Here is a 12,436-nt window from a genome sequence, read left to right on the forward strand (position 1 = left end):
AAGGGGACACCACCATGATTGGTTTCATTGTCACTGGCCACGGCCAGTTCGCCGCCGGCCTCGCCAGCGCCGTACACATGATCGCCGGGGACAAGCCCCACTTCCAGGCGATCACCTTCGAAGAAGAAGACGCTGACTCCTTCGGCCCCGCCCTGGCAGGCGCGATCGAGCAGATGCGTGCGGAGTGCGACGGGGTGTTGATCTTCGCCGACCTGCTGGGCGGAACGCCGTTCAACCAGGCCGTGATGGCCGCACAGAGCCAGAGCAACGTCGAAGTCATCGCCGGCGTGAACCTCCCCATCCTCATCGAGCTGTGCACCCGGCGCAAGGACAACACCTCGCTGGAGAAGCTGCGCGATACCGCATTGAAGATCGGGAAAGTAAGCATCAGCGTGACGAACCCCGCGGAACTCGCCGCCGACGATGCCGACGAAGGCACCGACGACGGGGAGGGAATCTAGTGGACGGACTCGGAGCCAATATCCTCGCCGCCTCCATCGTCGTCGCCGCTCTCCTTTTGGTCATGGGCGTGATCTACATGCTCTGGAGCCAGCAGGCGATGAAGAAGAAGCGGGAGTTCTTCCAGGATCTCCACGCCTCCCTGCGACCGGGACAGGACATCATGTTCTGCGGCGGCATCTACGGCACTATCGAAGACATCATCGACGACCGCGTCACCGTCCGCGTCCGCGACGGCGTGCGCCTGGACATCTCCCGCTATTCGATCCAGAACATCCAGAAGGAAGAACAGCCGCAGTAGCTGCGGGTGGTTCTAGTCCCCTTCCAGTGCCCGCTCCGTGGGCGCTGGAAGGGGTTTTGGTGTTGCTGGGGGTTGTGATGCTTGTGGTGCTTGTGGAGCTTGTGGAGCGGCTAGGTTGCCTTGTCGACTATGAGGCGGTATCGCTTTCACACGCCCGGTCGAAAGGAGTCGGCCCGAAAGGGGTCCCGCGCGGCCGAAAGGAGGGGCCCTTTCTGTGAGGGTGATTTCGACCATCGTTAGCGCGGCATGCACGATCGGCGTGCGAAGCGCCAATCACAGCCAGCCAGTCACACTACCAGTCACACCTTCCCCAACAGTCCCGCCCAGAGCGCACCGCATCCGCATCGAGCGCCCGCGCACTCGCCTAGTCGAAAGCAGCCACCCCTAAAGGAGTGCTGACCTCACCGCGCGAGAGCCCTTTCCATGCGCCTACTTTCGAACAGCGCTACCGCGCTATACGAATAGCGCCTCAAATCCCGCCCGCCAACAACCCCGCCACCACCCCCGCAGCAGGAACCACCCCGAAGACCCCTTCCGCAAATACTAGAAACCTTAAGAACTGGTTGAAATTATTGCGCTAATGTCCTGGTTTTACTAACATAAGTAGTTCTTATATCTCTAAGAATGTTTGCTTTATATCGGATGTTATTGCTGGGAATTTCGGTTTCTGGCTTAGCATTTTCCGGTTCATTGAGTGGAGAAAGGTTGTTTGCATGCCCACTCCCAACATTCTTCTCACCCGTATTGATAACCGCCTGATCCACGGTCAGGTGGCTACGCAGTGGAATTCCACGATTGGCGCCAACCTGATCCTGGTGGCAAATGATGCTGTCGCCGAGGACAAGATGCATCAGAACCTTATGAAGATGGCCGCGCCTGTAGGCGTGGCCACTCGTTTTTCTCCCTTCAGAAAACGATTGACGTCATCGGCAACGCATCCCCGCGCCAGAAGATCTTCATCCTGCTGGAAAGCCCGCAGGATGCGCTGAAGCTGGTGGAAAACGGGGTCCCCATCACCAAGCTCAACGTCGGCAACATGCACATGTCTGAAGGGAAGCGGCAAGTAGCTACCTCTGTCGCTGTCGATGATGATGACGTCGCCACCTTCCGCGCGTTGCAGGAGAAGGGGGTGGAACTCGAAATCCGACGCGTGCCCAGCACTGCAGCCGAAGACGTTTCCAAGTTGTTCAAGTAACTCCTGACACACGTCACGGCCACCCAACCAACCCCATAACCAGACGGATGCCGGGGTTTAAGAGTTCGATCAGGGCCCCGCATCCCCGCAGAACATTGATTACGAACCGGGTGCTCCTGGTTCCGAAAGGAAGTTGCGGTGGATTATTCAATAATCCAGATCTTGCTGATCTTCGTGTGGACGTTCATCGTCGCGATCGATCAGTTCGACTTCTTGGAGTCCCTCTACCAACCGATCGTCACGGACCCGATCATCGGACTCATCCTGGGCGATCTTGAAACTGGCCTCATCGTCGGCGGCACCTACCAGCTCATCACCATCGGTCTCATGCCCATTGGTGGTGCGCAGCCGCCGAACGCAGTCATCGGTGGCATCATGGCCACCATCTTCGCAGTGTCCTTAGACCTGCCACCAGAGCAAGCCGTCGCCACAGCGATCCCGTTCGCACTACTCGGACAGTACGGCGTCACCCTCCTGTTCACGGCCCGTGCGCCGATGATCGAGAAGTTCCGCGAGGCTGCCATCAAGGCAGATCCCTCTCGGGTGTTGCGCTGGACAATCATTTCCGAAGTGATCCTGGGTCTCATCTTCGCTTCCGTGGTCACCCTGTTCTTCATCGGTGGCCTGGGAGTCGGTGAGCAGATCGTCTCTGCATTCCCGGATTGGCTGAACAACGGTCTGGAAGCGGCCGGTGGCATGATGCGCTTCGTCGGCTTCGCCATCCTGCTCAAGATCATGATGAACGGCGACATGTGGGCGTTCTTCATCATGGGCTTCGGCATCGCGGCCATCGTCGGCAGCATCGACGCGCTGTCCAGCTCTGCCCTACTCATCCTGGCCTTCATCGGCTTCGGCCTAGCCTTCTGGGACTACCAGCAGCAAACGAAGCTGAAGGGTGCCGCCGCATCGAGCGAGAAGGTTACCGATGGCATCTAAAGCTGCCCCCGCAGACAACACGTACGCCATCCCCGACAAGTACGAAGACCTAGAGCCGGCTCCCCAGCTGGACAATAAGACGCTGAACAGCATGGCGCTGCGGTCTTTGTTCCTGCAGTCGTCCTTCAACTACGCGACGATGCAGTCCGGCGGCTGGCTCTTCGGCATGCTCCCGGGTCTGAAGAAGATCCACAAGAACAAAAAAGACCTGTCGGCGTCCATGTATCACAACTTGGACTTCATCAACAGGCACCCCTTCTTGGTGACGTTCGTGATGGGTATTGTTCTCTCGTTGGAGCAGAACAAGGCCGACACTCAGTCCATCCGCGCTGTGCGTATTTCCGCGGCCTCCCCGCTCGGCGGCATCGGTGACGCCCTCTTCTGGCTCGCCCTGGTGCCGATCACCGCAGGTATCACCTCCAACTGGGCAATCCAGGGCTCTTGGGTGGGCCCTGTGGTCTTCCTGCTCATCTTCAACGCCGCGCAGTTCGCCCTGCGCTTCGGGTTGATGCACTGGTCCTACAAGCTCGGCACATCGGCGATCGACGTGCTCATGGACCACATGCCAGCATTTACCCGAGCCGCCTCGATCATGGGTGTGTTCGTGGTGGCCAGCCTGACCGTGATCCTCGGTGACACCCAGGTCAACCTGTCCGTGCCCAACGGCGAACAGCGCGCCGTCTCCACCGAGACGATCGTGGTGTCCGATGAAGAAGCCGAGAGCTTCACCGAGCTCGATGGCGTCGATGTCGAAAACGCCCCGCCCGGCACCGTGGCGATGACCGACCAAGACGGCAACCCGCTGGTCTCCGTCGACGAAGAGGGCAACGAGACCCCGACGAGCGTCGAGGAGCTGGGTAACGGCTTCACCTCCGTGACCTACGGCGTCGTCGAGGAAGAGCCGGTCGAGTTCTCCGTGGCTGAGACCCTCGATACGGTGCTGCCGAAGCTCGTGCCGCTGGACCTGGTCATGCTGCTGTACTACCTCTTCACCCGGAGGAATTTCACCCCGCTCAAGGGCATCGGTTTGGTGCTGCTCATCGGCATCCTGGGTGCTGGCCCCTTCGGTTGGTGGCCCAACATCTGGTAATCGCACTGTCTGTGAAGTCAACGAAGTATCGGGAAAGGATCCACTGGAATGTTCGAGAAATCGCAAGCTCAGCTCGAGAAGATCGGTGCGGCGATCACCACTGCCGAAATCGCCCAGCAGCCGCGGCTGTGGCGCGACACCCTGGCCATCTATGAGGCCAACCGGCAGGCTATCGACGAGTTTCTCACCCAGGCACAAAAGATGGCCGGTGACAAGCGGCTCACCGTCATCTTCACCGGTGCCGGCACCAGCGACTACGTGGGCGACACCATCGCCCCGTACCTACGCACGGCCGCGGACCGGAAGGCCTACGCATTCCGCCCCATCGCCACGACGGATATCGTCTCGGCTCCAGAGAGTTTCTTGGACCCCGAGGAGCCGACCGTCGTGGTCTCCTTCGCCCGCTCGGGGAACAGCCCGGAAAGCCTCGCCGCGGTGAACATCGCGCGCGAGTTCCTTCCCGACGTTCGTTTCCTCAACATCACCTGCGCACCAGAGGGCAAGCTGGCGCAGCAGGCGCAGGACGATCCGGACAGCCTCACCCTTCTGCTGCCGGATGCCAACGATCGTGGCTTCGCCATGACCGGCTCGTTTACCTGCATGTCGCTGCTCGCCACGCTCTGCTTCGACCCGGCTGACCTGGAGGTCAAGCGCACCTGGGTCGAGCAGGCCGCCACGATGGGTGAGCAGGTCACGCAGCGGGAAGCGGAGATCACCCAGTTCATTCTGGGTGATGCCCAGCGGTTGACCTACCTGGGTTCGGGTGCCTTCGCGGGCCTGGCCCAGGAGGCGCAGCTGAAGATCCTGGAGCTCTCCCGCGGCCTGGTGCCCACGTCCTTCGACTCCTCGATGGGCTACCGGCACGGACCGAAGTCCTTCGTCGATGAGACGACGGTGGTGTTCGTGTTCGTCTCCAACGATCCGTACACCCGTGATTATGACCTCGACCTGCTCAAGGAGGTCCAGGCCGACAGCATCGCCCGCAAGGTCGTGGCGATCCAGCAAGAAGGCGAAGGCCTGGAGTCCTACGACGGAGAGTCCTTCTCCTTCCGGGACTTCCCGCTGCTGCCGGCCGCCTATGCCGCCCTGCCGTTCGTGATGGTGGGCCAGGTCGTGGCCCTCATCAACGCGGTCAAGGTGGATAACACCCCGGATACCCCGAGCCCCACCGGCCAGGTGAACCGCGTGGTGCGTGGCGTCGTGATCCATCCTTTCCCGAAGGCCTAAAGGCATAAGCGCACCAAGAACCCTGGGCACACCCGCCCAGGGTTCTTTTTGTGCCGAGAGTCGTCGGCTACCTACCGCCGATACACCGGTCGGGTCAGTGCGAAGATGACAGCTCCCAACAGCCCAACAGCTGCATAGGCGAAGAAACCCCAAGGATGCGCCAGTCCGAGGCTAATGAGCAGGCCACCAAGCATCGGTCCAGAAATAGCACCGAGGCGACCGATGCCGGCGGAAAAGCCCATGGCGGTGGTGCGCATGTTGGACGGGTGGTTCTCGCCGACGAAGGCGTAGACGAGGTTCTGCGCAGAAAACACGAACACGCCGGTGATGAACACGACGACGTAGAGTGCCACGAGCGGAAGCTTGATGGCCATGAGCGCGAGGAAGAGTGCGGACAAGACGAACCATACGAGGCCGGTGGCACGGGGCGAGTGAGTATCGGAGACCCGTCCGGCGATCACGAGACCGACGACGGCGCCAACGTTGAGCACCAGCAGGAAACCCAGCGAGTTGCCCATGTCGTAATCCGCGGCACGCATGATCTGTGGCAGCCACGTGTTGAGCCCGTAGACCAGCAGAAGCCCCATAAACGACGTCACCCAGATCGCCAGGGAATTCCGGCGATAGCGAGGCGCGAGCAGCGCGGAGAGAGAATTGCGCTGCTTGTCCTTCTGTGCGGCCTGGGCGGCGGTGCGATCGAGCTCGTCGGAAAGCTCCATGCCATAACGGGCCGCGATCGCTTCGGCATCCCCGATCCGACCCTTAGCCAGCAGATACTGAGGAGACTCCGGCAGCAAGAAGAACATCACCGGGGCCAGGATCAACCCTGGGATAGCCCCCGCGATGAACAGGGATTGCCAGCCGAAGGGCTCAATCATGACGATGGCGAGCAGCGCGGTGAGCACGGCGCCGACGTGATAGCCGGTCATGACCGTCGTCGTGGACGATCCGGCCTTCGCGCGGCCACGGAATTCCGTCACCATAGAAATCGCAGTCGGTAGGCAGCCACCGAGACCAACACCGGCGAGGAAGCGCAGGACAATGAGCATCCACACGGAGTTCGCAAACCCCATGGCCAACGTAAGCAGGGAGAAAGCGAAGACCGATACGATCATCACCCAGCGCCGGCCAAGCTTGTCAGTGAGCGTGCCAATCGCGAGAGCACCGATCGTCATACCGACCAGTCCGGCGGTGACGATCTGGGTTCCTTCCCCGGCGGTAAGCTGCCAGGTGGGATCCTCGATCATCGAGGGCAAAACGGCTCCAATGACGACCATGTCGAAGCCGTCGAGAAGCACGGCGATCCACAGCAGGATCGTCACAACGGCGGTGGAACGCACCTCAGCAGACATGACATTCACACCTCGAAGCTCGGTAAGTCGAGGCCGACGTATTGCTCGGCCTGGTAGCGGCGCCCCGCCTCGGAGCCGAGCATCGCGCTGAGCTCGGCCAGGCGGCGCTGGTGGTGGAAGTGCCCGGCATCGGGCACGGAGTGGAGCATGGAGGACATCCAGTACGAGAAGTGCTGGGCTTTCCACACGCGCGGCACGGCCAGGGCGGAGTACTGATCGAGTAGATCAACGGTGTTCTTCTTCACCGCGCGGGCGAGGGCGGGGCAAGGACGGAGACGCCGGCGACCGCGAGGTTGAGCCCCTTCGCACCGGTCGGCGGCACGGTGTGGGCGGCGTCGCCGGCGATGAACAGCCGGCCGCGCTGCATCGGGTCGGTCACCGCGGAGCGGAAGCGCAGCACGGATTTGTCGAAGATTTCGCCTTCGCTGACGGTGAGGCCGCTGCCGTCGACACGCTGGTGAAGCTGCTCCCAGATGCGCTCGTCGCTCCAGTCGGAAACCTCATCGTCGGGGTCGCACTGCAGGTAGTAGCGCTGGACGGTCTCGGAGCGGGTGGAGATCAGCGCGAAGCCTTCCGGGTGGGTGGCGTAGATGAGCTCTTTTTGCGTCTGCGGGGCGTTGACCAGGATGCCGAACCACGCATACGGGTATTCGTGCCGATCCCGGCGCGCGCCACCCACGTCGAGGATGTGGCTGCGGTAGGGTGATTTTGAGCCGTCGACAGCGACGAGGCAGTCGGCATTTAACTGCTGGCTATGGCCGTCGGCGTCGGTGTAGCGGACGGTGACTTTCTCACCGTCGAAGCCTTCGGCGTCGTCGACGGTGGTGTTGAAAAGAATCGTGCCGCCATCGCGCAGCCGGGCGGCGATGAAGTCCTTGAGGTATTCGTGCTGCGGCCAGACGGCCATCTGGTGGCCGGTGAGTTCCTTGAGGTCGATGCGGGTGCGCTCGCCGCGAATGGAGATGTCGATGGCGTCGTCGATGTCGGCCTCGCGGTCCATGCGCTCGCCGACGCCGGTCTCCCGCATCATGCGGATGACGCCTTGTTCGAGCACGCCGGCGCGCACGGTTTCTTCGACCTCCTGGCGGGAGCGGGCCTCGAAGATCACGGATTCGACGCCGTGTTGATGCAGGAGGTGCGCAAGCGTCAGCCCGGCGGGGCCGGCGCCGATGATGGCGACTGGGGTGTGCGTCATGTTTAGTGCTCCTCGGGGTCGGTGTGCTTCTCGACGGCCGCGTCCAGCAACTTGAACGCATGGTTCGAGTTGGGCACGCCGGCGTACACGGCGGTGTGTAAAAGGGTCTCGCCGATAATCTCGGCATCCACCCCGGCGCGCAGGGCGGCGTTGATGTGCATGTCGAGCTCGCCGTGGTTGCCCACCGCGGTGAGAATCGCGATGGTCAAAAGGCGGCGCTGGGTGTGGTCGAGGCCCTCGCGGTTCCAGATGTCTCCCCAGGCGGTGCGGGTGATGAAGTCCTGGAACTTCTCGGTGACGGCGCTTTGTTTCTTCAGCGCGGCGTCGACATGCTCATCGCCCAACACGGCGCGGCGGATGCTCATGCCTCGTTCGTAGGCGGCCGTGCGGCCGTCGTCGTAGGTGCTCATTTAGGTGCTCCTTTCCAGGATGTCGTCGATGAGTTCGTCGGTGTGCTCGAAGCGGCACTTTCCGGCGCGCGCGGCCATGGCCTCGGTATCGACGGTGATGCCGTCGAGGCTCGCCTCGAGGCGGGCGGCGGCGTTGTCGGTGACAGCGAGAAGCTCGCGCAGGGGTTGCCACTCGGCGTGCCAGGTGCCGACGCCACGCTGATGGCGGGTATCGGCGGCGTCGAAAAGCGTGACGGTGAGCCCGGGGGCGCGGCGAGCGTAGCCTTCGCAAGCCACCGCCGCGGCCGGGTTCCTTTTATGCGGCATGGCCGACGAGCCGCCGGGGTGAGCTTCGCGCAGTTCGCCGACTTCGGTGGCCGAGTGGGCGACGATATCGCCGGCGATTTTGCGCAGTGCCGAGCACACCCGGGCGCACGCTGCGGCGACGGCAAGCACGGGCTGCCGGTCGGTGTGCCACACCCGCGGATGTGTGTTGAGGCTGAGGCGTTCGGCGAGTGCGTCGTGAAGCTGTAGGCCTAAAGGGGCGCTGGCCTGCAGATCCCCGGTGGCGCCGGCGTATTGGACCGGCAGCGCGGCGGCGGCCTCGCGCAGCGCGGCGCGGGCGGCGGCGAGGCCCTGCAGCCAGCCGGCGGCGATGAGCCCGAAAGAGGTGGGCAGCGCCTGCTGTCCCAGGGTGCGCCCCATGATGGGCGTGCGCCGGTGGGTGTCACAGAGTTCGCGCAGCAGGCCGGCGAGATGGCTAAGTCGCTTGTCGACGATCCCGGCCGCCTCCTTCACCACCAGCACGGTGGCGGTGTCCACGGCGTCCTGGCTGGTGGCGCCGAAGTGGACGGCGCGGGGGTCGTCGAGAAGCGCCTTGATCTCTGCGACCATGGGGATCGCGGGGTTGGCCCCGGCGGCGGCCGCGCGGGCGATGTGTTCGACATCGAGGCCTGCGCGGTAGTCGGCGATCCCGGCACGTGCGGTGCGGGCCTGCTTTTCGGTGACGGCGCCGACGGTGGCGGCGGCGTCGGCAAGTTCTTCTTCGAAGCGCAGCAGTGCCTTGAGCCAGGCGGTATCGGATAGCTGGGCACTCGCGCCGAGGGCATTATCGCCGACGGCGGCGAAATCCGCATAAGCGTTCCTGCTAAGAGACATATCGAGGCTTTCTAGAGGTGGAAGAAGGGGGTTTCTAGGCCCGCATCCGGGTGCTGGACGTGCACCGTCCAGGCGTAGCCGGCGTCGGTTTCCTCGGCCACGAGTAGGCTCCGGCGGGGCTTATCGACGCTTGTCAGCACCGGATCCGCCGCGTGCCAACCGGCGTGCTGCGGGAAGTAGACGCGGGTGATCAGGCGCTCGAGCATACCGCGGGCGAAGATGCCGACGTTGATGTGCGGCGCCTGGCCCGGCAAGGCTCCGGGAACGACGGTGCGGAAAGTGACACGCCCATTATCGTCGCAAAACCCGCGGCCTAGGCCCCGGAAACCCTGCTCCGTGGCGGCCGCGGCCGTGCGGGGGTCGTTGGGGGCGTTGAACGTGCCGTCGGCACGCGCCTGCCAGAGCTCGACCATGGCGTCTTTGATGTATTTGCCAGCACCGTCAACGACGGTGATGCTCAGCTCGATGGCCTCGGGATCGTCGCCGGTGACGAGGGTCTCGGAGCCCTCGTTGAGCAGGCCGATGTGGACATAGGGACCGACGGTCTGCGACGGGGTGATGCCCGAGGCGGCGTCGTCCTGGTCGGTGATCTGGGAGACGGGGTAGCGGTAGTCCCCGGAGGAGTCGGAATCGATCATGAGGTACTCCTAGGCGTTTTCGAACGGGGTCTGGTGGCGGCCGCGTAGGACGATGTCGAATTTGTAGCCGACGGCGAAGTTGGGGCGGGTCTCGTCGTAGTCGAAGACCGAGATCATGCGTGCGCGGGCATCTTCTGGCACCGAGTTGTAGATCGGGTCCTGGAAGAAGAAGGGATCGCCGGGGAAATACATCTGGGTGATCAGGCGCTCGGTGAACTGGCGTCCGTAGAGGGAGAAGTGGATGTGGGCGGGCCGCCAGGCGTTGTGGTGGTTGCCCCAAGGGTATGCCCCGGGATGGACGGTATAGAAGTGGTAGTGGCCGTCATCGTCGGTCAGCGTGCGGGCGACGCCGTTGAAGTGCGGGTCGAGCGGGGCGGGCCAGGAGTCGTTCTTGTGGCGGTAGCGGCCGGCGGCGTTGGCCTGCCAGACCTCCACGAGAGTGTTGGGCACGGGCTTGCCGTCCCAGCCGAGCACGCGGCCGTGGACGAAGATGCGCTGGCCGATGGCCTCTCCCCCGTTGGCCTGGGTCATGTCATTATCGACGCCACCTAAGTCACGCTCGCCGAAAACGGGGCCGGTGAGCTCGCCGAGGCGCTCTGGCATCATGATCAGTTCGTTGTTGGGGTTGCGCAGGCTGGTGGTGCGGTAGTCCGGAAAGTGCAGCGGCGCATAAGCATTATCGGTGGGGGCGTTGTGCCTCTGCTCCGGCGCGGATGACAGCAAGTGATGAAAGCGATCCGTCATCGCGGGATCCTTTCGGCTTTGAACGTATCTGGGAGCTGATGCCGCTCATGCTAGGAAAGTAACCCAGGTCACAAAAACGGTTCGCTAGGCGAACTCGACGGTCGTGGAGCGCACGCCTTTTCACCTGCGCGGATGTTGCACGCCCGCGCGTCGGGGTCGACTCAGGGGTGCACTTCAGGGGTGTAGGGGTGGCTTCGGTACGCCGACCGCGCGTTTAACGATGGGCGGTGACGGCGGTAAGGGTGATCGTCGCAAAGCGTGCCAGCGGTCTTTCCGCCAGCCAGGTGTGCACCTGCTCGTGGTCGGCGGCCTCGATGAGCAAGAACTCGACCTGCTCGCCGACCGCCTGCAGACGACGCACGCCCTCGGCGCGGGCCAGATAAGAGCGATCGCGTTCGAAGAGATCGGCACGCACCTCTGGGTCCATGCCGCGGGGGACGGCGATATCTAAGCGAGCGTGAAAAAGCATCAGCCCTCCTCGATGACCTCGCGCAGCCTCACCAGCATAGAACGCAGGCGCTCGTTAGCCTCACTGCCGAGCCCCAGCACGATCCCGTCGCGCGTCGCCGAGCTCCAGTACTGGCCTAAGCCCTCCACCCCGAAGCCGCGGGCGCGCGCCCGACGCACCACCTTCGCCTCGTCTGCTACCTCAATGACTGCGTGCAGCCCGCCGTCCATCGCGTGGCCGGCAGGAAAGACCTCGCGAAAAAGGCGCTGGCGGCGGCGATACTCCCGGCGCATGCGGGCGGTGTGCCGGCGCAAGCCGTCGTGGGCGAGGAACTCCGCCATGGCGTCCTGCACGATGCCGGAGACCGGCGTGGCCAGCGCGAAAACGCGCTCGCGCAGGGCTTCCGGGGCGATGAGATAGCCCAGCCCGAGCGCCGGGGAGAGCGTCTTGGCGAAAGAGCCCAGCATCGCGACGCGATCCAGCCCTGGGTCCAAGGCGACGAGGGCGGGATGCGCCCGGCGCAGCTCGGAGTCGTAGTCGTCCTCGACGAGGAAGGCGCCATTATCCCGCGCCCACTCCAGCAGTTCGAGGCGGCGCTGGAAGGCCATCTGGGTCCCCAGCGGGTACTGGTGGTTCGGCATCACGATCACGACCTGCGGTTTCAGGCGCTCGAGATCGGCGATGCGTATGCCCTCCTCGTCCGAGGAGACCGGGACGACCCGGCGGCCGAGGGCGGCGGGCACGCGGCGCAAGGTGGGAAGCCCCGGGTCCTCGACAGCGACGGTGCCGGCGGGATCGAGCGCTTGGAGCAGAAGCGTCAGCCCGTCGCGCACCCCGGCGGTGACCAGGAGCGATTCTTCGTCGACCACCACGGAACGGGTGAGTCGGAGGTGCTCGGCGAGCTGGCTGCGCAGCCTGTGCGAGCCCGGCACGGGGTGAGCCTGCGGGTCGGCGGCGGCCGCGCGCCAGCTGGAGCGCCACAGGGTGGTGGTCAGGCCGTGGCCGTCGGGAAGCCCGGGTCGGAGGTGCTTTGGCACGGGGGTAGGCGCTGTTGGTCGCGGGCGCGGCGCTGACGCGGCGCTGACGCGGGTGCCGCCGTGGGTGGTGTCGAGGTAGCCCTCGCCAACGAGCTGTTCATAGGCGGCGACGACCGAGCCGCGCGATACCCCCATCTGGCGGGCCAGCACACGGGTGGATTCGAGGCGGTCTCCAGCGCTGAGCTCGCCGGCGGTGATACGCTCGCGCAGCTCACGGGCGATGCGGGCAGGAATGGTCACGACTGGTCCAAAAGTTCGGTGAGTTTC

Annotated in this window: 12 protein-coding genes and 2 pseudogenes; 6 read left to right on the forward strand and 8 right to left on the reverse strand. The window is 64.0% G+C overall.

Annotation, left to right across the window (positions count from 1 at the left end; genetic code table 11):
- Window positions 1-14 precede the first annotated feature (14 nt).
- The 6 genes and pseudogenes from C3B44_RS09085 to C3B44_RS09110 all read left to right on the forward strand — a co-directional run bounded on the left by C3B44_RS09085 (window position 15) and on the right by C3B44_RS09110 (window position 5,208).
- Complete coding sequence (locus C3B44_RS09085; RefSeq protein ID WP_108432094.1) at window positions 15-461, forward strand: PTS sugar transporter subunit IIA; 447 nt, start codon at window positions 15-17, stop codon at window positions 459-461.
- Window positions 461-760 carry a preprotein translocase subunit YajC gene (yajC, locus tag C3B44_RS09090; RefSeq protein ID WP_108432095.1) on the forward strand — a complete coding sequence of 100 codons (300 nt, stop codon included), beginning with the start codon at window positions 461-463 and terminating at the stop codon, window positions 758-760. Before C3B44_RS09085 ends, yajC begins: the two co-directional genes overlap by 1 nt.
- Before the next feature lie 713 nt (window positions 761-1,473).
- Window positions 1,474-1,955 (forward strand): annotated as a pseudogene (gene agaB, locus C3B44_RS09095) (PTS galactosamine transporter subunit IIB).
- A 138-nt stretch (window positions 1,956-2,093) separates the two neighbouring features.
- Window positions 2,094-2,891, forward strand: a complete 798-nt coding sequence (locus tag C3B44_RS09100; protein WP_108432096.1) for a PTS mannose/fructose/sorbose/N-acetylgalactosamine transporter subunit IIC — start codon at window positions 2,094-2,096, stop codon at window positions 2,889-2,891.
- Window positions 2,881-3,981 carry a PTS system mannose/fructose/sorbose family transporter subunit IID gene (locus C3B44_RS09105; protein WP_108432097.1) on the forward strand — a complete coding sequence of 367 codons (1,101 nt, stop codon included), beginning with the start codon at window positions 2,881-2,883 and terminating at the stop codon, window positions 3,979-3,981. The genes C3B44_RS09100 and C3B44_RS09105 overlap by 11 nt, the downstream gene beginning before the upstream one ends.
- Window positions 3,982-4,029: 48 nt before the next feature.
- Complete coding sequence (locus tag C3B44_RS09110; RefSeq protein WP_108432098.1) at window positions 4,030-5,208, forward strand: AgaS family sugar isomerase; 1,179 nt, start codon at window positions 4,030-4,032, stop codon at window positions 5,206-5,208.
- Between the two features lie 71 nt (window positions 5,209-5,279).
- On the opposite strand, the gene C3B44_RS09115 is transcribed toward C3B44_RS09110, so the two are convergent.
- The 8 genes and pseudogenes from C3B44_RS09115 to pdxR all read right to left on the reverse strand — a co-directional run bounded on the left by C3B44_RS09115 (window position 5,280) and on the right by pdxR (window position 12,409).
- Window positions 5,280-6,560: an MFS transporter gene (locus C3B44_RS09115; RefSeq protein WP_108432099.1), complete on the reverse strand. Its 1,281-nt coding sequence runs from the start codon at window positions 6,558-6,560 to the stop codon at window positions 5,280-5,282.
- Between the two features lie 5 nt (window positions 6,561-6,565).
- Window positions 6,566-7,755 (reverse strand): annotated as a pseudogene (locus C3B44_RS09120) (4-hydroxybenzoate 3-monooxygenase).
- 2 nt (window positions 7,756-7,757) lie between these two features.
- Window positions 7,758-8,165, reverse strand: coding sequence for a 4-carboxymuconolactone decarboxylase (gene pcaC, locus C3B44_RS09125; RefSeq protein WP_108432100.1), 408 nt, complete (start codon window positions 8,163-8,165; stop codon window positions 7,758-7,760).
- Window positions 8,166-9,302: a lyase family protein gene (locus C3B44_RS09130; RefSeq protein WP_108432101.1), complete on the reverse strand. Its 1,137-nt coding sequence runs from the start codon at window positions 9,300-9,302 to the stop codon at window positions 8,166-8,168. It abuts the gene before it with no gap.
- An 11-nt stretch (window positions 9,303-9,313) separates the two neighbouring features.
- Window positions 9,314-9,940, reverse strand: coding sequence for a protocatechuate 3,4-dioxygenase subunit alpha (gene pcaG, locus C3B44_RS09135; protein WP_108432102.1), 627 nt, complete (start codon window positions 9,938-9,940; stop codon window positions 9,314-9,316).
- A 9-nt stretch (window positions 9,941-9,949) separates the two neighbouring features.
- Window positions 9,950-10,684: a protocatechuate 3,4-dioxygenase subunit beta gene (gene pcaH, locus C3B44_RS09140; RefSeq protein ID WP_108432103.1), complete on the reverse strand. Its 735-nt coding sequence runs from the start codon at window positions 10,682-10,684 to the stop codon at window positions 9,950-9,952.
- 214 nt (window positions 10,685-10,898) lie between these two features.
- Entirely contained in the window at window positions 10,899-11,153 is a 255-nt protein-coding gene (locus C3B44_RS09145) for a muconolactone Delta-isomerase family protein (RefSeq protein ID WP_108432104.1), read from the reverse strand.
- Window positions 11,153-12,409 (reverse strand): MocR-like pyridoxine biosynthesis transcription factor PdxR, encoded by a 1,257-nt coding sequence (pdxR, locus tag C3B44_RS09150; RefSeq protein WP_108432105.1) that lies wholly within the window; start codon window positions 12,407-12,409, stop codon window positions 11,153-11,155. The genes C3B44_RS09145 and pdxR overlap by 1 nt, the downstream gene beginning before the upstream one ends.
- Window positions 12,410-12,436 lie beyond the last annotated feature (27 nt).

Source organism: Corynebacterium yudongzhengii (assembly GCF_003065405.1).
Classification (GTDB): Bacteria; Actinomycetota; Actinomycetes; order Mycobacteriales; family Mycobacteriaceae; genus Corynebacterium; species Corynebacterium yudongzhengii.